This window comes from Aeromonas taiwanensis (genome assembly GCF_000820165.1).
Classification (GTDB): domain Bacteria; phylum Pseudomonadota; class Gammaproteobacteria; order Enterobacterales; family Aeromonadaceae; genus Aeromonas; species Aeromonas taiwanensis.
In genome coordinates, this window is record NZ_CDDD01000101.1 from 149,735 (window position 1) to 170,400 (window position 20,666).

Consider the following 20,666-nt stretch of genomic DNA (forward strand, 5'->3'; position numbering starts at 1 on the left):
CCCTCCTTAGTCGTTGTTGAAGAAGTCTTCGCCCACGTGATCACCCGCACCGCCGATGGCGCGATAGACCAGTCGACCGGCGACCTGCTCACGGTGATCCACCAGGCTGACGGACGGCTGACCGTTCACCGCGTGGCGCTTGCCGAGGAAAATGGCCATGGGGACCCCCAGGCTGGAGACACCGCTGGTGATCCAGAGGCGGTTGAAATCGTAGGAGCCGCCGATGAACTCGAGCTGGGCCAGGCCGTTGTCCAGACCCGCCAGGTAGAAGTTCATGGCGCTCTCGTCGGGAAAGAGGTGCACCAGCACATAGGCATAGCGCAGTTCATTGACCAACTCCTTTAGGCTGAAAGAACCTGTATTGCTGCAGGAGAGGGGCAACTCGCCATCATAGTGATGCACCTTGAGGTTGTTGGGATCCTCGTCATAGGCGGGCTGATAACGTACGAAAGCCGCAGTATCCGGCAGTTCATAACGGACTCTGACCACGCGCAGGTCGGCAACCAGGGACTTGATATCCAGGTCGTCATGCATGATGTCACTCCTTAAATATCGGGTTTTCATGGGAAAATGGTTCAATAACCTAACACAATATTATTTAGAGTAGAAATGATTACACCAAAAACCATATTGACCCGATGGTGAATTAGGTGGAGAATTTTGCGCCTCTCCACAGCCCTGCACTAACCCGGACTCCCATGGAAAAACATGATGAAGTGCTGATCGCACTGCGCCAGATCATCCGTGCCATCGATATGCACTCCAAACGCCTGATCAAGGAGGCCGGGCTGACGTCGCCCCAGCTCCTGCTGCTCAAGGGGATCGACGAGCTGGGCCAGATCTCCATGCGCCAACTGGCGGATCACACCAACATGAGTCAGGCCACCGCGACCACCATCATGGACCGGCTGGAGAGCCGTCAGCTGGTGCAGCGCATCCGCAGCGATACCGACAAGCGCAAGGTCCATGCGACCCTGACTGACGCAGGGCGCGCCCTGCTCGCCCAGGCCCCCACTCCGCTGCAGGAGAGCTTTATCCAGCGCTTCCAGGCCCTGGAAAACTGGGAGCAGGGTCTGCTGCTCTCCTCCCTGCAGCGCATCTCGGCCATGATGAATGCCGACGGCATCGACGCGGCCCCGGTGCTGAGCGTCCGCCCCCTGACCGAAGAGCGGGCCTGAACGCCAGGCATAAAAAAAGCTCCCTGACGGGAGCTTTTTTTATGGGGCCTGAAGAAAAGACTCACTCTTCCAGACTGATGCCGATGTTGGAGACACCGTCCTGAGCCGCAAATTTGCGGATGGCCAGGATGCGATCGCTGTCGCGCTCGTGAGCCACCCGCTTGAGCAACTCGACCTGGAACTCCAGCTCGGCTTCCATGTGCTCGTGCTCGTAGAGCTCCTCGTCGGTCAGCTCGCGCCCTTCCAGCATGTCGATGAACCCCGCTACCGTCCCCACCGAGGCATGGCTGGCGTCGTTCGCCTCCTCACCCACCCGGCAGATCACCGAGTTGTAGGCACAACCCAGCGCCACGCAGGCATCCAGCGCCGGATAGGCACCATAGGATTCAAACTTGCTGGGCTCGGGAATATAGACCTCGAATGCCTCCAGGATGGCGCCCAGATTGACGCGGGATCCCTTGACGGTCAGGTAGTTCCACATCTGATCCAGGGCGTGGCGAAACGCCTTTGCATCCCCGAAGCCGGTCGCCTGGGTAAACAGCACATAGTTGGGGTACATGCGCTCTGCCAGCGCCAGGGTGTAGACCGTCTGCTGCCAGGGTTGCAGCTCGGCCAGTCGCTTATAAAACTTGTCACCAAACACTGGAGTCGGATCCTTTGCAAAATGTGGGGCAGATTGTAGCCCACGAGGGGCGCGGCGAAAATGAAAAAGCGCCCTGCTCGACTTTCTTGCCCGATCAACTGGGGTAAGATGGGAACAGCACCCTCATCGCCCTGCCATAAACATGATAAGGAACAAGAGTATGAGCCAACGTACCCTGCTTCTGCTCAGCCAGGACAACCACCACTACGAGCGTCTGCTCAAGGCAGCCAATCTGCCCCATCTGCGCATCCTTCGGGCCGACAATCAGGGCGAGGCCGAGAAACTGATCGGCGATGCCCACATCCTGATGGCCGAGCCGGCGCGGGCCAAACCCCTGCTGGCCAAGGCCGGCCGGCTGAGCTGGCTCCAGTCCACCTATGCCGGGGTCGACGTCCTGCTGGATGCGAGCTGCCGCCGTGACTACCTGCTCACCAATGTACGCGGCATCTTCGGCCCGCTGATGAGTGAATACGTGTTTGGCCACCTGCTCAGTCTCACCCGCCAGCTGCCGCTCTATCGTGATCAGCAACAGCAGAAGCTGTGGCAGAGCCACCCCTATCAGGGGCTGAGAGGCAAGACCCTGCTGCTGCTCGGCACCGGCAGCATAGGCCAGCACATCGCCCACACCGGCAAACACTTCGGCATGAGGGTGCTCGGCATCAGCCACAGCGGCCATGAGTGCGCCGGGTTCGATCAGGTATATCAGCTACCCGCGCTGAACAAGATGCTGGCCCAGGCCGACGTCATCGTCAGCGTGCTGCCGTCGACCCGCGAGACCCGCCACCTGTTCACCGCCGATCGCTTCAACCACTGCAAGCCGGGCGCCATCTTCTTCAACGTCGGCCGGGGCAGCGCGGTCCACGAGGGGGATCTGCTGGCAGCCCTGCGCGGCGGCCAGCTCGGCACGGCGGTGCTGGATGTGTTCGAACAGGAACCCCTGCCCGCCGACAGCCCGCTCTGGCACCAGCCCAACCTCATCATCACCCCCCACAACAGCGCCTACAGCTTCCCCGAGGATGTGGCCCAGATCTTCATCCGCAACTACATCCGCTTCATCGACGGCCAGCAACTCGACGGCCGGATTGACTTCGACATGGGCTACTAGCCGCCCAACGAAAAGGCCCCGCCAGTTGGCGGGGCCTTCGTTTGTGCGAGGGAGGAGGATCAACCCGCCTCCATCTCCTTGCGGTAGCTTTTCACCTTGGCGAGGAACTGGCGCTTCTCCTTGCCGGAGAGGGGTTCCGCCATCGGCAGCTTGACCTTCATGGCATCCACCGGACGGTTGTTGATCCGCACCTCGTAGTGCAGGTGGGCACCGGTGGAGCGGCCCGTGTTGCCGGAGAGCGCGATCTTGTCCCCCATCTTCACCCTCTGACCCGGTTTCACCAGCAGCTTGCTCAGGTGCAGGTAACGGGTCGTCAGGGTACGGCCATGCTTGATGACCACATAGGTACCGGCCAGCGGGTGGCGGGTGGCCTTGAGCACGACACCGTCCCCGGTCGCCATGACGGCCGTCCCGACCGGCAGGGCAAAGTCGGTCCCCTCGTGAGGGCGCACCTGACCCGTGATGGGGTGGCGTCGTGCCGGGTTGAAGTTGGAGCTGACGCGATAGCGGCTGTGGGTCGGGTAACGACGGAAACCGCGCTCCAAGCTGTTCGCCTGACCGTCATAATAGTTGCCATCCTCGGACAACCAGGCGGACACCGCCTTGCCCTGGCTGAGCACTTCGACCCCCAGCAACTGGGTGTTGCCCGTGCTCTTGCCCTCGACCGTCTCCTGTCTCACCAGCACCTTGAACTTGTCGCCCTTTTTCAAATCCTTGGCAAAGTTCATGCGCCACTGGAACAGGTTGGCGATCTTCTGGATGTGATTCGCCGGGATCCCTGCGTTGCGGGCACTGACATAGAAGCTGCCATTGATGACACCCTCATAGCTCTTCTGCTGCCACTCCACCTCTTCGTTGAGCATGTTGGCGCTGTAGGAGTCATCCGTGCGCTCCAGCACCAGGGTCTGCTTGATGTTCAGGCGGATCTTGAGCTGCTGCAGTATGTTGTCCTGATCGATCAGCAACTCTATGGTCTGACCGGGTTTGAGGCGAGCCAGATTGTTCTTGGCATCCGCATCCAGCACCTTGTAGAGGGTGGTGGTGGACAGCCCCAGGTTGTTGAAGATGGTGGTGAGAGTTTCGCCATTTCGTACCCGGTAATCCTGCCACTGGGGGGTGGCATCGGCCGGAATGTCATCATCCGGAGCCGCAGCCTCCACCAGCTCGTGATCCGGGATGTCGTTGAAGTCGGTGTTGTCTTCGTTGGTGGCCGTGCCTGTCGTGGCAATCGGCAATTCCAGACGCAGTGGCCGCTCCAGGATGTCACCCGGAGCTGGCAATACGGCTACCGCTGACAGCGTCATGGCCGTGAGCAATAGCATGGCGTAAAAGTGTTTGCGGGGAACCGGGGGTTCCCAGTTGGCAGCCTGCGCTACCAAGGGACGGAGACGTTTCATCCGCTATCCTGTTATTAGATCTAAGGGTGGTTGTGGGTCTGTCTTTATAAATTTTTATTATGAAAATCGAATATCTGGGTGTTAGACCTAAATACTTACAAAAAGTTCATACCTACATGCACGAAACTCACATTTTATGCATAACCTTCCAGCATGGGCAGAAATGATCGTCGTTTTGGGCCATTTTTTTCTATTTTTAAGAACCCTGTCCGGTTGCGTGGCCCCCTGGCCTCGCACATGTTGCAAAAACATTTCCATGGAGTGGGTATGTCATTGGCAAAATTGTTAAACATCATCATTGTGGTTCTGTTCGCCATCGGTGCCGCCTTGCTGCTGCTGCTGGAGATCACCACGGTCCGGCAATCTATTCTCGACCAGATGTCCGCCAATCTTGAGACCTCCATCACGGCGCTCGGTCTGGTGCTGCAGGGCACCCTGCTCAATGATGACAAAGTCCTCGCGGAAACCATCGTCAACGCCATGTTCGACGGTGGGTTTGTCAGCTCCGTCGTCTTGCTGGATCCGGATGGCCAGCCGTTGTTCCAGAGGGTGTTCCACTCCGCACAGCAGAACGTGCCGAGCTGGCTCCCCTCCCTGGTCCACATGCCACCGGTCAAGGTGGAGCAGGAGCTGACCGATGGTTGGCGGATCCTCGGCACCCTCACTCTGGAAGGGCACGAGGGTTATGCCTACCAGCACCTGTGGAATGCCATCAGCCGCACCGGGCTCGCACTGCTCGCCGGTGTGCTGGTCTTTACCCTCATCATCACCTGGGTATGCCATCGCCTGCTGCGCCCGCTCGAGCAAGTCAGCCTGCAACTGACGCAGCTTCGCCAACGCCAGTTCAGCGGCAGTCTGCCCACTCCCTGGCTGCGCGAATTGAAGGAGGTCGTCGCGTCCATCAACCAGCTGGTCTCGGAACGCAAACGGGATCTGCTGCAACAACGGCTCAAAATCACCCAGCTCGGCAAGCAAGCCACCCCGTCAGCCCATCAGAAGCTGACGGGATTGACCGACACCGCAGGTGACATGTACCTGCAACACTTCGTCTCCACCCAGGGCAGCATCAGGCTGTATAGCCGGCTCCTGCCCAAACATCCCCCCGGCACGGACAGCTCGCCCGACGAGATCAGGTCCCTGATCCACGACTGGCTTGCCCAGAAGGCGGAGGGGCTCCAGCTGCCTCTCAGTCTGCTCAGCCATCCCGACTGGGCACAGTTTGCACCCGTCCTGGCCGGCGCCAGAGGCAGGACCCTGGACTGGCGCTGGGATCTGTCAGCCTTTCCTGCCCTCGCCGAGGAGCGACTGGATACACTGCGAGCCCAAGGCGTCGAGATGGCCTTCAGCAATGTGCCGATGAGCAACGACAACCTGGCCAGGCTCGACCCCGTCAGGCCCGTCTTCATCTGCTGCCAGCTGACTCAGGCCCCCCTCTACTGGAACCTGCTCTCCCAGTGCCTCCATGCTTCCGGCTATACCCTGCTCGCCGAAGCCAGCGAGGTAAGCGACGTGGACACCCTGCGCAACTGGGGCATTGATGGTTATGCCCAGGAGGCCGTATGAGAACCCCGCTGCTGTTGCTGGCCCTGCTGTGGCAACCCGGCCTGCATGCCGCCATGCTGACCATAGGCACGGGGGGCGAGCAGGGCATCTATTACCAGGTCATCAAAGAATTCTGCCGGTTGGCCCAAAAGAGTGACCCCGGGTCGCAATGCAAGCCGCAGGCCAGTTCGGGTTCCATCGAAAATCTGCACCTGCTGCAGACAGGTGACATACCCTACGCCCTCGTCCAGTCCGACTGGCTTTATCAAGCCAGCAACGGAACCGGGCCTTTCGCCCAAAAACCCCAACCCGAATTGCGGACGCTCTTCGCCACCCACGCCGAGCCCTTCACCATAGTGGTGCGAGCCGATGGGGATATCACCACCCTGGCACAGCTCAAGCTCGCGCCCATCGACATGGGGCTGAAACACTCGGGCACTCGCCAGACGGCATTGGCACTGTTCAATGCACTGGGCACCAGAGAGCAGGACCTCGACCTGAAGAGCGTGGCCAATCTTTCCGAAGCACTGTGCAGCAAGCAGATCGATGCCTATGGGCTGGTGATGGGACACCCCAACCGGATCGTCCTGGAGACCGCGAAACGCTGCGCCATCCGCTTCCTGCCGATCGAGGGGGAAACGCGGGACCAGCTGCTCAAGGGGGTCAAATATTATCAGCGCAGCCAGGTGCCGGCGCGTATCTATCCCGGCAACCTCAAGGCCACCCCGACCTTTGCCATCGCCGCCACCCTGGTGACCAATGCCGCCACGCCAGACGAAGATGTCTATCGCCTGACCAAAGCCATGCTGAGCCGGCAAACCAGTTTCAACGAGCAGACCTACGGCTACGCCAACCTGTTCCACAAGGCCCGCAACAAGGTGGGTCCGGTGCTGAGCGTCACCCAGCATCCGGGAGCAGCAAAATACTTCGAGGAGTTGAAGGCGGCAGGCAAGCTATAGCTGGCGGCGGGGAGTGCGCAGATGGTCGCTGGAGAAGCGGCTCTGCATCGAGGTCCACTGGGTCAGGCGATCGGCACTCCCCGCCAGCGTCCCATCACGGCGTGACTTCATGATCCAGATGCTCCTGGCATCGAAACTGTAGACAGGTTGCAGATCCGTACGCTGACTGCCCGGCAAGATGCGGCCATTGATGTTGTCGAGCACCATGGGATCGGACTTGGTCGTCGCGAAGTAGAGCGTCACCATATGAAACTGGTTGTAACGGATCGCCTTCACATAGGCCAGCCGCAGTTTCTTCTCGTCGACGCCGAGCTCCATCAGGGTGTAGTACTTGGAGATGCTGTAATCCTCGCAATCCCCCCCCCGGGCACCGATAAACTCCAGCGGATTGGCCCAGTAGTCCTCTTCTCCCCACAGCCTGGGATCTTCGCTGTACGTCAGATTGTTGAAGTAGTTGTTGACCAGCTCCAGCTTCTGCTGGTCCGTCGTACCAGCCCTTGGCGTGAGCAGGCGAGAAAAGGCTTCGGCTCGCTGGATAGCCCTTGCCCCATAGACGGCCTGCATCTTTGCCTTGAGCTCGGGGCTGACAACGTGTTTGGAGAGACGAGACGCCTGCACGTTGCCCAGCAGGGCCAACGTGCAGACGGGAACTAACCACCATTTCATAACAGACACTCCATGTCGGATGCTGGAGGTCAGTATAGTTGGCAGTGACAGTCCTATCAGAAATGTCGGGCGTGGCTCAACGACACTGGGCGAAGGCGTCGGCCAGCTGCTGCATGAACTGCGGATAGGCATCCGGGCCGAGCGGCACCTGCTCGCCCACCTCATCCAGCAGCAACACCTTGGCCCCGGTGTTGCGGGCGACCGACTCGATCACCGCCGGCGAGAATTGTGGCTCCGCATAGATGCAGCTCGCCTTCTTCTCTTCCAGCGCCTTGCGGATCTCCACCAGGGTCTTGGCGCCAGGACGGCGCTCCGGGCTCACGGTGAAGTGCCCCCTGGAACTCATCCCGTAGTGGCGTTCCCAGTAGCCATAGGCTTCGTGAAACACGAAATAGCCTTTCTGGTTGACCACCTTCATCTGCTCGGCGATCACCTTGTCCCTGGCATCTACCTTGTGCTCGAACGCCGCGAGGTTGGCGGCATAACGAGCCTGGTTGGCCGGGTCCAGTTTGCCCAGCTCGGTCGCGATCGCCCTGGCGATCACCTTGGCCTGGGTCGGACCCAGCCAGAGATGGGGATCCACCCCTTCGTGGTGGTGCCCCTCGTGTCCTTCGTCATGGTCACCCTGCTCATGGGCACCATGATCGTGGTCATCATGATCATGGTCGTCGTGATTCGCCTGGGTGGCGTAGTTGAACAGGGGCATGCCCGACACCTGAGTCAGAGTCAGGGCATGGGGATGCCTTGCCAGTGGCTTGGCCATGAAACCTTCCAGTTCAGGGCCAACCCACACCACCAGGCCGGCGTCGTTGATACTGCGGATGTCGGAAGGACGCAGGGAAAAATCGTGGGGGGAGGCGCCGGTCGGCAGCAACACCGTGGGCTCGCTCACGCCGTCGGTGATCGCCGCCGCGATGAAGCCGAGGGGCTTGATGGTGGTCAGCACCTCGAGGGCACGGACAGGCAGGCTCACCGCCAGCAGGGCAGTGATCAGGGCAAGAATTCGCATAGGGGTCTCGTCAGGGAGTGTGTGTGTGATAATATAACAAACCAACATCGCTGTTATATTATAACTCTCACAGGCTGTAAACCCCGGAGCTGTCATGACCCAACTGGTGGAGCTGAAAGAGGTCTGTCTGTCGTTTGACGGGCGATCCGTGCTCGACAAGGTCTCCTTTACCCTGAACAAAGGCAAAATCACCACCCTAGTCGGCCCCAACGGCGCGGGCAAGAGCACCCTGAGCAAACTGGTGCTGGGCCTGCTCACACCTGATTCCGGCAAGATCACCCGCCGCCGCGATCTGCGGGTCGGTTATGTGCCCCAGCGCCTCTACCTGGATCCCACCCTGCCGCTGACGGTGCGCCGCTTCCTGCAGCTTGGCAAGAATGGCCGCCTCTCCATCGAGGAGGCCCTGACCCGGGTCGGCGCCCAGGATCTGCTGGACAACCGGATGCAGAAGCTCTCCGGCGGCGAGATGCAGCGAGTGCTGCTGGCCCGCGCCCTGCTGGTGAAACCCGAGCTGCTGGTGCTGGACGAGCCGGTGCAAGGGGTGGACATCACGGGCCAGATCGAGCTCTACGCCCTCATCAGCCAGCTCGCCGCCGAGTTCCACTGCGCCGTGCTCATGGTCTCCCACGACCTGCACCTGGTGATGGCCAGCACCCACGAGGTGATCTGCCTCAATCGCCACGTCTGCTGCCACGGCGAGCCGGAGAGCGTGGCCCGACACCCCGAGTTCGCCCGCCTGTTCGGCCGGCCGGAGCGGGAAGTCCTCGCGGTCTACACCCACCATCACCACTGCGATGGCGAACATCACCACCATGAACCGCAGGCCCCCGTCATCCGCCTGCCCTCTCGCAACAAATAGGATCACCCCGTGGACAGCTTTCTGTTATACGCCCTCGCGGCCGGCCTCGGCATCGCCCTGCTGGCAGGCCCTCTCGGCAGCTTCGTGGTCTGGCGCAAGATGGCCTATTTTGGCGACACCCTCTCCCACGCCTGCCTGTTCGGCATCGCGCTCGGCATCCTGCTGCAGGTGGATCTGACCCTGGCGGTGGTGGTCTGCTGCCTCGCCATGGCCATGCTGCTGGTGATCATGAGCCGCAACCAGCAGGTGGCCACCGATACCCTGCTCGGCATCCTGGCCCACAGCGCCCTGTCGCTCGGCCTGGTCACGCTGAGCTTCATGGACAACGTGCGGGTGGATCTCATGGCCTACCTGTTCGGCGACCTGCTCTCGGTGCAACCCATGGACCTGCTCTGGATCTACGGCGGCGGCGCCCTGGTGCTGCTCACCCTGTGGCGGCTCTGGGATCCCCTGCTCTCCATGACCATCTCGGAGGAGCTGGCCCGGGTGGAAGGGGTTCGGGTGGATGTGCTGCGCTGCGTGCTGATGCTGCTGATTGGCCTGGTCATCGCGGTGGCGATGAAGTTTGTCGGGGCGCTGATCATCACCTCGCTCCTGATCATTCCCGCCGCCACCGCCCGCCGTTTCAGCCAGACGCCGGAGCAGATGGCCGGCTTTGCCGCCCTGATCGGGTGCCTGGCGGTATTGGGAGGGCTCTCGCTCTCCTGGTATCAGGACACGCCGGCCGGTCCGTCTGTCGTGGTCTGCGCCACCAGCCTATTCGTGCTGAGCCAGTTCAAGCGCACCTGAGCCGGTTCAACCCCGCCTAAATGGCTCATTCTCCCCGGGACGCAGGCTCGCCTGCGCCTCCTGCCAGAGCCACTGGCGCAACCGGCTGATGGCGGGCTCATGGGCCCGAGAGCGCTTGCAGACGAAATAGAAGTTGTCCCCTGTCTCCAGGGCGTGCAGCGGTAGCCGCACCAGACCGGGGTCTTCCGGGCGCAGCATGTAGTCATTGATGAGCGCCACCCCCTGATCCCAGCTGGCCGCCTCCAGCGCCAGCAGGATGTGGCTGAAGTGGTGCATCCGCGCCTCGGGGGGAATGGTCAGCCCGCCCACCTCGGCCCAGCGCCGCCAGTCCTCCCCCTTCTCCCGGTAGATCGCCTGGATGGAGAGCAGCGGCAACTGCCACAGGGCCGCGGGCCACTCCCCCTCCACCTGCTGCCACAGGCGACGGCTGCACACCGGCATCAGCCGCTCCCGGTAGAGCAGGTCGTGCAGATAGCCCGGCCCCTCGGGGGAGACGGTGATGAAGCCGTCCGCCACCCGGTCGGAGAGCTCGGGGTCTTCCGCCACCATCTCCAGGCTGAGATCCAGCTCGGGATGGAGCTGGCGCAGCCCCGCCAGGCGCGGGATCAGCCACTTCACCGCGAAGGAGCTGTAGACAGCCAGCCGCACCCGCATCTCGCCGCCGCCACGCAACTGCTCGCTGCTCTGGGCTATCTGGCCGAGCCCGGCGGAGATCCCCTCGAAGTAGACTTCCCCCTGGGGCGTCAACGACAACAGCCGGCCCTGGCGCAGCAGCAGCCGCTCCCCCAGAAAATCCTCCAGCAGGCGGATCTGGTGGCTCACCGCGCTCTGGCTGACATTGAGCTCCAGAGCGGCGCGGGAGAAGCTCAGCAGGCGGGCAACCACCTCGAAATATTGCACCGCACGGAGGGGAGGCAGCTTCATTATCCAAAATTCTCATGCATGGTGATTTTTTATCATTTTACTGGATAACTGAGGGCGGGCTACCCTCCTCTCATCTGAATCTGGAGGTGGTATGAACGCAGTCGGAATAGGCATCCTCTATCTGGTGCTGGGCAACATGGTGGCGGTCTTTTCCGATGCACTGGTCAAGGTGCTGGAACCGGACCAGCCCCTCTTCCAGTTCGTCTTCTTCCGCCAGCTCTCCGCCGCCCTGCTGCTCGCCCCCTGGCTGCTCTGGTCCTGGCGTCGCCACCCGCCGGTGGCCCTCAAGTGGCATCTGCTGCGGGCCCACATCTGGGCCATCGGCGTCTGCCTGATGGTAGTCGCCCTCACCCGGTTGCCGCTCGCCACCGCCAACGCCCTCTTTTATGCAGCGCCGCTCCTGATGGTGCCGCTCGCGGTCTGGCTGGCGGGGGAGGCGTTGTCGCGCCAGAAGGTGCTGACGGCGCTGCTCGGCTTTGTCGGGGTGCTCATCGTGCTGCGCCCGACGGAGGTGAACTGGGCCGCCCTGGCGGCGCTCGGGGTCGCCCTCTCCCTGGCGCTCAACAACCTGCTGATCAAACGGATCCCGCTCCAGCAGCCCATCGCCCAGACCCTGTTTTTCACCAACGTGCTGAGCATGCCCCTCATCCTGGCGCTGGCCTGGTGGGAAGGGGGAGAGTGGCAGTGGCAGATGTGGTGGCCCGCCTTCGGCTCCTCGGCGCTGATCATGGTCTACGCGGGGCTGTGCGTGATGGCCTATCGCAAGGCGGAGGCGAGCAAGATCGCTTCGGCGGAGTACACGGGGCTGCTGATGGCGGTCGCCATCGGGGTCTGGCTGTTCGACGAGCAGCCCGGCCTGCCGCTGCTGCTCGGGTGCCTGTGCATCATACTGCCGCTCATCGCCATGGCCCGCAAACCCAAGCCCCAGGCCGAACCGGCGCTCTAGGAGACGCGGTTTATCCCAAGAACGGGGCGACCCTCTGCCGCAGGTGAGGCACCACCTCCTGCTCGAACCAGGGGTTCTTCTTGAGCCAGAGGGTGTTGCGCGGGGACGGGTGCGGCAGCGGCAACCAGGCTGGGCCATAGTCCGTCCAGTGTCGCACCGTCTCGGTGAGGGTCTCCTTGCCCGCCTTGCCCAGGTAGTAGGCTTGCGCATACTGGCCGATAAGCAGGGTCAGCTCGACCCGGGGCAGCAGCATCAGCACCTTGTCGTGCCAGGTGGGGGCACACTCGGGCCTGGGGGGCAGATCCCCCGACTTGCCCCGGCCGGGGTAACAGAGCCCCATGGGCATGATGGCGATACGGGATTCGTCGTAGAAGACGCTCTTGTCCACTCCGAGCCACTGGCGCAAGCGATCCCCCGAGGGGTCGTCCCAGGGAATGCCGCTGGCATGGACCCGGGTCCCCGGAGCCTGGCCGATGATCAGCAGACGGGCGTGCTCGCTACCGCGGATCACCGGCCTCGGTCCCAGGGGGAGGTGAGCCTCGCACAGGCGGCAGGCCCGGATCTGTTCAAACAGGGAGTCGAGTCGGTTCATGGCCGGATAGTACCAGAGTTTTCCCCCGCTCCCGCTTGTGAAAGTGTCAGCGGATACTTATCATGCAGCCGCCATTGTTTAGTTTAATAAACGGAGAGAGATGAAGAACTGGATGGGCACCGGCAGCGCGGCCCTCTCATTCGTGCTGTGGGGCATGCTGCCCCTCTATTACCAGTTCATGCCCGAGATCAACATGTGGGAGCTGCTCTCCCACCGGGTGCTCTGGTCCGTGGTGCTGCTGGCAGGCCTGTTCCTGCTGCTCGGTCACCGGGTGCCCTGGGCGACCCTGCGCGGCGAACCCCGCCAGCTCGGCCTCATCCTGCTGGCCGGCCCCGTCATGTCCATCAGCTGGTGCATGTTCACCTGGTGTCTGACCACGGGTCAGGTGCTGGCCACCAGCCTCGCCTTCTTCATGACGCCCCTGTTCAACATCGCCTTTGCCGTCCTCTTCCTGAAAGAGAGGCTCACCCCGCAGAAGCATCTGGCGGTGGCCCTGGCGCTGGCGGGGCTCGCCTACATGCTGTTCTCCTACGGCCAGCTGCCCTGGTTCTCCCTCATCATGGGGGCCAACTTCGCCCTCTATGGCCTCATCAAGAAGCAGGTGAAGCTGGACGCCGGCAGCAGCCTCTATCTCGAATCCCTGGTGCAGCTGCCCGTCGCCCTTCTCATCATCGGCTGGCTCTCCCTGCACGGCGCCAGCCAGTTTATGGCAGGTGACTGGACCGAGCGACTGCTGCTGATGGGCAGCGCCCCCGCCACCCTGCTGCCGGTCGGCCTGTTCTGCTATGCCGTGACGCGCACTCCCATGAGCACGGTGGGGCTGCTGCAATACATAGAGCCGAGCCTCGCCTTCCTGCTCGCCATCTTCTGGTTTGGCGAGATCCCGGATCCGGTGAAATCCGTGGGCTTTGCCTTCGTCTGGGCCGGCCTGCTGGTCAGCCTGCTCCCCCTGCACCGGCTCCGGCGCCAGCGGGCCGGGTGGCGAGCGTCATGACCGCCGCTCCCTCATCCCGCTGGTTTGTCTATCTGGTGCGCACCGGCGCAGGGGCACTCTATGCGGGGATCAGCACGGATCCCGAGCGGCGCCTGCGCCAGCACCAGAGCGGCAAGGGGGCACGTGCCTTGCGCGGCAAGGGGCCCCTCTCCCTGGTGTGGCAGCAGGAAGTCCAGGGCAAGGGGGAGGCACTGCGCCTCGAGTACCGCCTCAAGCAGCAGAGCAAGGCGTTCAAGGAGCGTCTGGTGCTCAACCCCGCGCAATGGCACGACTGGAGCCAGTTATGGCTAAACGCCCCCGCCGAGCCCGTGCCGGCTCCCCAGGCTAACTGACGTCACCACCCCAAGACTCGCGATTCCCCTCACCCGCCCCATGAAAAAGGCCACCGCAAGCGGTGGCCGAAAAGTATCAGGGAGGCTTAACGGTAGGTGTTCGACTGCTTGCGCCTGTTGCTGAGCAACCAGCACACCACCAGCACCAGCAACAACCAGGGTGCCAGCTTGATGATGAGGGCAAACATGCCGGCCAGGGCGCCAAACAGCACGAAGACCCCGCTCACCAGCAGCATGGCCAGCACGGTGAACCCGGTCAGCGCCATGCCGATCAGCACCAGTATCAAGACGATAAATTCCAGCATGTTGTGCTCCTCACAGGTGTGCACTTGCCGGCGGGACGGATCCGGAGATCACTCCAGCCAGCGCTTCAATTCACGACGGGGCGGCATGACGAGCACCGCCAGCAGATACAGGGCCAGGGCCAGGGGCGGCATCAGGATCAGGGTGAGCAGGGCCACCACCCGCACCGTCACCCTGGAGATCCCGAGCCCCTTGGCCAGACCGGCGCAGACGCCGGTCAGCTTGCGATGGGCCAGGTCCTTGGGCCAGGGAGTCATGATCACGCCTCCGCCTTTTGACCCTTGAGTCGAGCCAGCTCCCGCTCAATCTCGTCGTTCAGCTCCAGCTCGCGGAACTGGGCCTCGAGGGACGGATTCTGCCCCAGGGTCGCCGCCTCCAGTTGCGCCTCCAGCTGATCGACCCGGTTCTGGAAACCGTCGAAACGGGCCACCAGCTCGTGCATGCGCTGGTTGTCCACCTGGGCGCGGGCACGAAGGCGGCTGTGGGCGGTCTGCTCCCGCAGGGTCAGCAGCTTCTGCTTCTCCCGCGCTTCGGTCAGCTTGGCCGCCAGCCGCTCGCTGTCGGCGGTGAGCTGGGCCAGTACCTCGGCCACCCGGGCCTTGTCCTCTTCCAGCCGTTCGCACTGCTTCACCTCGGCCAGCTTCTCGGTGAGGGCGGCACGGGCGAGATCTTCCCGGCCTTTCTGGATGGCGAGCTCGGCCTTGGCCGACCACTCCTGGATCTGGTGGCGCAGCGCCTGCTGATGGCGCTCCAGCTGCTTCTGTTCGGCGATGACGCGGGCGGCCTGGGTACGCATCTCGATCTGGACCTGCTCCATCTCCTCGATCATCAGCCGCAGCATCTTCTCCGGCTCTTCGCTCTTGTCGAGCAGGCTGTGCAGGTTGGCATTGATCACGTCGGTCAGGCGGCTGAATACGCTCATGGTCTGGCTCCTTGTTGATGGGATGACAATCTCTTCCCATGACATTACAAGAGCCGTGCCAAGATAAATTATTGTTGTTTTACATATAGATATGAATCACACACTCGCTACCAGTCGGCCTAATGTGGTGAAAACAACCACCCAAGTGGCGATATTTACCAACAAAAAAGGGAGCCCCTGGCTCCCTCTTTTTTCTGTCAGCTGTGGCAGGCTCAGGCAGCCGGACGGTGACCCAGCTTGCCGTCCAGCTCCGCCAGCTTGGCTTCCATCTGCGCCCGGCAGGTGTCGGAGAGCTCGCGAATGCCGGCGGCGCCGTGCTCCTTGGAGCACAGGGGAGGCAGCATCTCCAGCAACACCTCGCCGTTGTCCCAGCGGTTCAGATCCACCTGGCCGAAATAGCTGGAGCAGACGATGGGCACCACGGGCACCTCGGCCTGGACGGCGGTATGGAAGGCGCCGGCCTTGAACGGCAGCAGACCGCGCCCCTGGGAGCGGGTCCCCTCCGGGAACATCCAGATGGAGGTGCCACGCGCCTTGATGCGATCCACCACCTGGCCTATGGTGCCGATGGCGCGGGAGCGGTTGGAGCGGTCGATCAGCACGTTGCCGGAGAGCCAGAAGATAAGGCCGAAGAAGGGCAGCCACAGCAAGCTCTTCTTGCCCACCGCCACCACGCCGGGTCGCACCGCACCGGTCACTGTGAAGATGTCGAAGTTGCTCTGGTGGTTGCAGACATAGACCGCCGGACCTACCGACTTGACCTCGTCCGGAATGGTGACCCGCACCTTGAGCCCGATGAGGGGGCAGACCGCGTGGTACATGCGGGCAAAGACATAGACGTTGTTCGGATGGCGCGGGCGCACCAGACAGAGCAACAGGCCAAAGACGAACCAGAAGACGAGCAGCAGGGCCAGCAGCAGCACACGGGCAAGTTTGAGCATCGAACACCTCGAAATGTGATTCGGCGCAGTATACTGGTCCCCCTTTTAGCGAACAAGCGTTCGCCAGACAGAACCGACCAGCCCCGGACGGCCACCCGCGGCCCCGACTTGCCCCTCCCGCCATTGGCCGTTAGGATGTGCCCATCTTGATGAACGGGGCGAGCATGATTCACCAACAACGCGTGGCGAAACGACTCCTGCTGCTGGTCTGCCTGCTGGTGCTCAATTGCGCTGCCCAGCCGCTGGCCCGGCTCGCCCTGCTCGATCAGGCCATCGGCTGCCAGATCCAGCTCACCCAGGTGACGGACGACAAGCAGGCCGAGTCCAGCCCCAGTCCGCATCCCACCAGCTGCCAGCTCAACGGCAAGTGGCTGAGCGCCGCCACCCTGCTCAGCGTCGAACAGCTGTTCTTCGCGGTGGCACTGGTGGTCGCCCTGCTGGCACCGCTCTGGCGATACGTCCCCCCTCTGCCCCCACCCAGAGTCATCTCCCCGCCCGAGCGGCGTCTTCATCTCACCCTCTGCGTCTGGCGGGAATGAGTTCGACGGTTTCTCTCATCCACCGTCATTCATTTCTTTGCGAGACAACAAGATGTCAAATCTCTTCAAGGCAACCCTGTTACTGGGCTGCTTGCTGTGGCAATCCGCAGGGTTGGCCGGCGACACCGGCTGGCTCACCAGCCCCCGGAACGATCACGCCAAAGTGCGGCTGCTGGCCGACCGCAGCACGCCGGACCACACCCGTATCCTGCTCGAGGTCGCCCTCGAATCGGGCTGGAAGACCTACTGGCACAGCCCGGGTGAAGGGGGCATAGCGCCCCAGATCCTGTGGGATGGTCCGGTCGGCGACTTCCAGTGGCACTGGCCCACGCCGCGCCCCTTCGAGGTGGCCGGGCTCAGCACCCAGGGCTACGACGAGGCGGTGCGCTTCCCCCTGAGCCTCAGCTATCCGGCCGGGCAACCCCTCACGGGCACCTTGCGCCTCTCCACCTGCAGCAACGTCTGCATCCTGACCGACTACCCCTTCACCCTGGCGGTGAACGGGCAGGCACCCGCCGGTTTCGACTTCGCCTGGGCCCAGGCCATGAGCACGCTGCCCCAGCCCCTGCCCGCCGACACCCGGGTCGCGCTCGGCTACCAGCACAACCAGCTGCAGCTGCGCGCCGAGCGGGCGGAGGGCTGGCAGGCCCCGTCCCTCTTCATCGACGCTCTGGAGGGAGCCGAGTTCGGCAAGCCGGTGATAGACGTGCAGGGCAACACCCTGATCGCCCGGGTGCCGGTGAGCGACGGTTGGCAAGGGGATGCCCCCGACCTGCGCGGCCAGCGCCTCGGCCTGCTGCTCACCAGCGGCGAGCAGGCCTGGCAGACCAGTGCCACCATAGCCGGGCCGCTGCCCCTGCCCACCCAGGGTCACCCCCTCTTCTGGTTGCTGGGGGCGGCGCTGCTCGGCGGTCTCATCCTCAACCTGATGCCCTGCGTGCTGCCGGTGCTGGCCCTGAAACTCGGCACCGTGCTGCAACAGCAGGAACGGGAACAGCGACAGGTGCGCAGGCAGTTTCTCGCCGCCAGCGGCGGTATCCTCGCCTCCTTCTGGGTGTTGGCGGCCATGAGCAGCCTGCTGCGCGCGACTCAGGGCGCCGTCGGCTGGGGGATCCAGTTCCAGAGCGCCGGTTTCATCGGCTTCATGGTGGCGGTGACCCTGCTGTTTTGCGCCAACCTGCTGGGGCTGTTCGAGATAAGGCTGCCGAGCAGTCTCAGTACCCGGCTCGCCACCCGCGGCGGTAACGGATTGGGCGGGCACTTCCTGCAGGGGAGCTTCGCCACCCTGCTGGCGACCCCCTGCTCCGCCCCCTTCCTCGGCACCGCGGTGGCCTTTGCCCTGGCGGCGCCCCTCGGCCAGCTCTGGCTCATCTTCACGGCGCTCGGCCTTGGCATGAGCCTGCCCTGGCTGCTGGTGGCGGCCCTGCCCCGCCTCGCCCTCTGGCTGCCGAAGCCGGGTCGCTGGATGGGGCACCTGCGCATCCTGCTCGGCCTGATGATGCTGGGCTCCAGCCTCTGGCTGGCGAGCCTGCTCGGCAACCACCTGGGCAGCACGGCGACCGGCTGGCTGATGGCGGCCATGGTGCTGGCACTGCTGGTGGGCATCCTCTGGCGTTACGGCATCCGGGGCGCCACGCTGGCCCTCGCCCTCTCGGCCCTCATCGGCGGCGCCCTGCTGCTGGGGGGCGCGCTCACCGCGCAGGGCTCGGGCGGCGTCGACCGGGTGGCCTGGCAGCCCCTCTCCGAGCGGGCCATCGCCGACGCCCTGGCCCAGAACAAGCGGGTCTTCGTGGACGTCACCGCCGACTGGTGCGTCACCTGCAAGGCCAACAAGTACAACGTGCTGCTGCGCGATGAGGTGCAGAGCGCCCTGTCGGCACCGGACGTGGTGGCCCTGCGCGGAGACTGGAGCCGGCCAAACGACGCCATCTCGGCCTTCCTGCGCCAGCGCGGCGCGGCCGCCGTCCCCTTCAACCAGATCTACGGGCCCGGTCTGCCAGAGGGAGAGATCCTCTCCCCCCTGCTGGACAAGGCCGACCTGCTCATCGTCTTGAAAAAGGCCGGCCTCATCCAGCCCGCCTCCCAGTTCTAAGGAGAATGCCATGAAACTGCCTACCCTGACCCTGATCGCCACCCTCTCTGCCAGCCTGCTGGCCCCGGCCCTGCACGCCGCCCCGTTTACCCCGGAGCAGGAGGCCCGCATCAAGGAGCTGATCCGCGAGACCCTGGTCCAGAACCCCAAGATCCTCGACGAGGCGGCCGAATCCTGGGAGAAGCAGAACGCCGCAGCCCAGGCGTCCCAGCTCGGTGACTTCATCAAGGGCAACCAGGATGTGTTGTTCAACAGCGCCACCAGCCCGCGCCTCGGCGCCAAGAACCCCAAGCTGACCCTGGTGCTGTTCACCGACTACAACTGCCCCTACTGCAAGCAGTTCGATCCCCAGCTGACCAAGCTGCTCAAGGCCTATCCGGACGATCTGGGGCTGGTCATCAAGCTGCTGCCGTTCAAGGGCCAGAGCTCCGCCAAGGCGGCCCAGTACAGCCTCACCCTGTGGCAGCAGGATCCCGCCCGCTTCCTCCCCCTGCACGACAAGCTGATGAGCAAGCAGGGCATGCTGACCGAAACGGACATCAACAAGGCGCTGGCCGCCACCGACAACCTGAGCCTCACCCCCAACGCCAAGGCGACCGAGGAGCTGCGCAACAGCCTGCGCATCGGCACCCTGCTCGGTGTGCAGGGCACCCCGGCGACGCTCATCGGCAACCAGCTGGTGCCAGGCGCCATCTCCTATGACGAACTGGAGCAGCTGGTGAAGGCCGAGCTGGCCAAGCGGAGCTAAACCATGGCTGAGGATGCCGCTGTAAAGGCACCGCGCTGGCGGCGCTGGGGCAAGGAAGCCCTCTGGCTGCTGCTGATGGCGCTGGTCGTCTCCACCCTGCTGGATCTGTGGCGCGGCCCCAGTCTGCCGGAGGGAGCCATGACCGCCCCCCTCACCCTGCAGAACGGCACCACCACGGATCTCGCGACCCTGAGCCAGGGCCGGCCGCTGCTGGTCTACTATTGGGCCAGCTGGTGCGGGGTGTGCCGCTTCACCACGCCGACCGTGGACCGGCTCTGGCAGGAGGGAGAGAACGTGTTGACGGTAGCCTTGCGCTCCGGCGACGACACCCGACTGCACGCGGGGATGGAGAAGAAAGGGCTCGCCTTTCCGACCCACAACGATGCGTCCGGGGCCCTCGCCGAGCGCTGGGAAGTGGGGGTGACCCCCACCTTCCTCATCGTCAGGGATGGGCAGCTGGTGAGCAGCACCACGGGCTGGAGCAGCCGCTGGGGGCTCAAGCTGCGGCTGCTGTGGGCCCGCTGGTAAACCGCCGCCACGCAAGAAATGCAAAGAGCCCGGTATCGCTACCGGGCTCTTTTTTTATTGAAGGCTGCCAAGCCTATTGCTGCGCGGGGGTCATCATCCCCTGCCCGAGCCGTCCCTTGACGCTGGCCCGCTCGGCCTCGTCGAGCACCCCGTCCCCGTTTTTGTCCATCCGGGTGAAGATGGCCTCATGGCGCGCCATGAACTGCTCCTTGGTCGTGTCCTGCATCGGCCTCATGTTGCCCATGTTCCCCATCTTGCCCGGCATGGCCTTGCCGGACTGCTGCATCGCCTCGTGCATCTTGGCCATGGCGGCCTCTCTCTCGGCCACCGACAGGGTGCCATCCTTGTCGGTATCCTGCCGGGCGAAACGCTGCTCGGCTCTTTCCATGAACTGGGCCTTGGTGATGTCTCCCTTGATGAGCATCATGGGCTCGTCGAGGGGCTCCTCGGCAGCAAGGGCGGCGCCGCCAAGCAATACCAGAGGCAAAAGATAAAATTTGAGCATGGCTGTCCATTCCTTAAGTAAGGGTCTCGGCCCCGCCGAGGCCTGCTGAAGATCGCCGGGGCAACGCCCGGCGCCTCCTGTAGTGTAGCCCCGGGGCCGCCCCCCACCGGGAGCCAGATCCCAGGACGCACCGGCCGTACTCTCCGTCTGGTT

At 63.5% G+C, this 20,666-nt stretch carries 25 protein-coding genes; 13 read left to right on the plus strand and 12 right to left on the minus strand.

Translation table 11 applies throughout. The features are described from left to right. Window positions 1-6: 6 nt before the first annotated feature. A complete protein-coding gene (locus tag BN1136_RS18325) occupies window positions 7-534 on the minus strand; it encodes a hypothetical protein (RefSeq protein WP_043757388.1) in 528 nt (175 codons plus the stop codon). A 164-nt stretch (window positions 535-698) separates the two neighbouring features. Here BN1136_RS18325 and BN1136_RS18330 point away from each other — a divergent pair, with 164 nt between their 5' ends. Further along, window positions 699-1,178 carry a MarR family winged helix-turn-helix transcriptional regulator gene (locus BN1136_RS18330; protein ID WP_043757386.1) on the plus strand — a complete coding sequence of 160 codons (480 nt, stop codon included), beginning with the start codon at window positions 699-701 and terminating at the stop codon, window positions 1,176-1,178. Between the two features lie 61 nt (window positions 1,179-1,239). On the opposite strand, the gene BN1136_RS18335 is transcribed toward BN1136_RS18330, so the two are convergent. Next, entirely contained in the window at window positions 1,240-1,821 is a 582-nt protein-coding gene (locus BN1136_RS18335) for a YjaG family protein (protein ID WP_043757364.1), read from the minus strand. 160 nt (window positions 1,822-1,981) lie between these two features. Between BN1136_RS18335 and BN1136_RS18340 the strand changes: the two genes are divergently transcribed. Further along, the gene (locus tag BN1136_RS18340) at window positions 1,982-2,926 is read left to right on the plus strand and encodes a D-2-hydroxyacid dehydrogenase (protein WP_043757362.1); all 945 of its coding nucleotides are present in this window, start codon (window positions 1,982-1,984) and stop codon (window positions 2,924-2,926) included. A 59-nt stretch (window positions 2,927-2,985) separates the two neighbouring features. Here the strand turns inward: BN1136_RS18340 and mepM are convergent, their stop codons facing one another. Further along, the gene (gene mepM, locus BN1136_RS18345; protein ID WP_043757360.1) at window positions 2,986-4,323 is read right to left on the minus strand and encodes a murein DD-endopeptidase MepM; all 1,338 of its coding nucleotides are present in this window, start codon (window positions 4,321-4,323) and stop codon (window positions 2,986-2,988) included. A gap of 267 nt (window positions 4,324-4,590) precedes the next feature. Between mepM and BN1136_RS18350 the strand changes: the two genes are divergently transcribed. Continuing rightward, window positions 4,591-5,886, plus strand: a complete 1,296-nt coding sequence (locus BN1136_RS18350; protein WP_043757358.1) for a LapD/MoxY N-terminal periplasmic domain-containing protein — start codon at window positions 4,591-4,593, stop codon at window positions 5,884-5,886. After that, window positions 5,883-6,824 carry a TAXI family TRAP transporter solute-binding subunit gene (locus tag BN1136_RS18355; protein ID WP_043757357.1) on the plus strand — a complete coding sequence of 314 codons (942 nt, stop codon included), beginning with the start codon at window positions 5,883-5,885 and terminating at the stop codon, window positions 6,822-6,824. The genes BN1136_RS18350 and BN1136_RS18355 overlap by 4 nt, the downstream gene beginning before the upstream one ends. Here the strand turns inward: BN1136_RS18355 and BN1136_RS18360 are convergent. Beyond that, on the minus strand, window positions 6,819-7,490 hold the full coding sequence (locus BN1136_RS18360) for a transglutaminase-like cysteine peptidase (protein WP_043809034.1): 672 nt from the start codon (window positions 7,488-7,490) through the stop codon (window positions 6,819-6,821). The two genes, BN1136_RS18355 and BN1136_RS18360, sit on opposite strands and share 6 nt — an antisense overlap. Window positions 7,491-7,566: 76 nt before the next feature. Beyond that, complete coding sequence (gene znuA / locus BN1136_RS18365; RefSeq protein WP_043757352.1) at window positions 7,567-8,499, minus strand: zinc ABC transporter substrate-binding protein ZnuA; 933 nt, start codon at window positions 8,497-8,499, stop codon at window positions 7,567-7,569. A 94-nt stretch (window positions 8,500-8,593) separates the two neighbouring features. On the opposite strand from znuA, the gene znuC reads away from it, so the two are divergent. Further along, on the plus strand, window positions 8,594-9,358 hold the full coding sequence (znuC, locus tag BN1136_RS18370; protein WP_043757349.1) for a zinc ABC transporter ATP-binding protein ZnuC: 765 nt from the start codon (window positions 8,594-8,596) through the stop codon (window positions 9,356-9,358). Between the two features lie 9 nt (window positions 9,359-9,367). Then, complete coding sequence (gene znuB, locus BN1136_RS18375; protein WP_043757346.1) at window positions 9,368-10,147, plus strand: zinc ABC transporter permease subunit ZnuB; 780 nt, start codon at window positions 9,368-9,370, stop codon at window positions 10,145-10,147. 6 nt (window positions 10,148-10,153) lie between these two features. On the opposite strand, the gene BN1136_RS18380 is transcribed toward znuB, so the two are convergent. Next, window positions 10,154-11,071: a LysR substrate-binding domain-containing protein gene (locus BN1136_RS18380; RefSeq protein WP_043757344.1), complete on the minus strand. Its 918-nt coding sequence runs from the start codon at window positions 11,069-11,071 to the stop codon at window positions 10,154-10,156. 91 nt (window positions 11,072-11,162) lie between these two features. Here BN1136_RS18380 and BN1136_RS18385 point away from each other — a divergent pair, with 91 nt between their 5' ends. Continuing rightward, window positions 11,163-12,017, plus strand: coding sequence for a DMT family transporter (locus BN1136_RS18385; protein ID WP_043757341.1), 855 nt, complete (start codon window positions 11,163-11,165; stop codon window positions 12,015-12,017). A gap of 10 nt (window positions 12,018-12,027) precedes the next feature. On the opposite strand, the gene BN1136_RS18390 is transcribed toward BN1136_RS18385, so the two are convergent. After that, on the minus strand, window positions 12,028-12,609 hold the full coding sequence (locus BN1136_RS18390; protein ID WP_043757337.1) for a uracil-DNA glycosylase family protein: 582 nt from the start codon (window positions 12,607-12,609) through the stop codon (window positions 12,028-12,030). Between the two features lie 100 nt (window positions 12,610-12,709). Here BN1136_RS18390 and rarD point away from each other — a divergent pair, with 100 nt between their 5' ends. Together rarD and BN1136_RS18400 are read left to right on the plus strand one after the other, a co-directional pair. After that, window positions 12,710-13,603, plus strand: a complete 894-nt coding sequence (gene rarD, locus BN1136_RS18395; RefSeq protein ID WP_043757334.1) for an EamA family transporter RarD — start codon at window positions 12,710-12,712, stop codon at window positions 13,601-13,603. Further along, a complete protein-coding gene (locus BN1136_RS18400; RefSeq protein WP_043757331.1) occupies window positions 13,600-13,935 on the plus strand; it encodes a GIY-YIG nuclease family protein in 336 nt (111 codons plus the stop codon). Before rarD ends, BN1136_RS18400 begins: the two co-directional genes overlap by 4 nt. Before the next feature lie 86 nt (window positions 13,936-14,021). On the opposite strand, the gene pspG is transcribed toward BN1136_RS18400, so the two are convergent. The 4 genes from pspG to BN1136_RS18420 all read right to left on the minus strand — a co-directional run bounded on the left by pspG (window position 14,022) and on the right by BN1136_RS18420 (window position 16,101). Beyond that, entirely contained in the window at window positions 14,022-14,240 is a 219-nt protein-coding gene (gene pspG / locus BN1136_RS18405) for an envelope stress response protein PspG (protein ID WP_043757328.1), read from the minus strand. 48 nt (window positions 14,241-14,288) lie between these two features. Next, window positions 14,289-14,495 (minus strand): PspC domain-containing protein, encoded by a 207-nt coding sequence (locus BN1136_RS18410; RefSeq protein ID WP_043757374.1) that lies wholly within the window; start codon window positions 14,493-14,495, stop codon window positions 14,289-14,291. 2 nt (window positions 14,496-14,497) lie between these two features. Then, window positions 14,498-15,160 carry a phage shock protein PspA gene (gene pspA, locus BN1136_RS18415; protein WP_043757324.1) on the minus strand — a complete coding sequence of 221 codons (663 nt, stop codon included), beginning with the start codon at window positions 15,158-15,160 and terminating at the stop codon, window positions 14,498-14,500. A 212-nt stretch (window positions 15,161-15,372) separates the two neighbouring features. Next, window positions 15,373-16,101, minus strand: a complete 729-nt coding sequence (locus BN1136_RS18420) for a 1-acylglycerol-3-phosphate O-acyltransferase (protein WP_043757323.1) — start codon at window positions 16,099-16,101, stop codon at window positions 15,373-15,375. A gap of 164 nt (window positions 16,102-16,265) precedes the next feature. Here BN1136_RS18420 and BN1136_RS18425 point away from each other — a divergent pair, with 164 nt between their 5' ends. From BN1136_RS18425 to BN1136_RS18440, 4 genes are read left to right on the plus strand one after another with little or no spacing between them, the layout of a single operon-like run. Further along, window positions 16,266-16,640, plus strand: coding sequence for a hypothetical protein (locus tag BN1136_RS18425; RefSeq protein WP_043757371.1), 375 nt, complete (start codon window positions 16,266-16,268; stop codon window positions 16,638-16,640). 52 nt (window positions 16,641-16,692) lie between these two features. Further along, window positions 16,693-18,732, plus strand: coding sequence for a protein-disulfide reductase DsbD family protein (locus tag BN1136_RS18430; RefSeq protein WP_043757320.1), 2,040 nt, complete (start codon window positions 16,693-16,695; stop codon window positions 18,730-18,732). Between the two features lie 10 nt (window positions 18,733-18,742). Further along, window positions 18,743-19,480: a DsbA family protein gene (locus BN1136_RS18435; protein ID WP_043757317.1), complete on the plus strand. Its 738-nt coding sequence runs from the start codon at window positions 18,743-18,745 to the stop codon at window positions 19,478-19,480. Between the two features lie 3 nt (window positions 19,481-19,483). Further along, a complete protein-coding gene (locus BN1136_RS18440; RefSeq protein ID WP_043757315.1) occupies window positions 19,484-20,008 on the plus strand; it encodes a protein disulfide oxidoreductase in 525 nt (174 codons plus the stop codon). Window positions 20,009-20,081: 73 nt separating this feature from the next. Here the strand turns inward: BN1136_RS18440 and BN1136_RS18445 are convergent, their stop codons facing one another. Continuing rightward, on the minus strand, window positions 20,082-20,513 hold the full coding sequence (locus BN1136_RS18445) for an EF-hand domain-containing protein (protein WP_043757313.1): 432 nt from the start codon (window positions 20,511-20,513) through the stop codon (window positions 20,082-20,084). Window positions 20,514-20,666 lie beyond the last annotated feature (153 nt).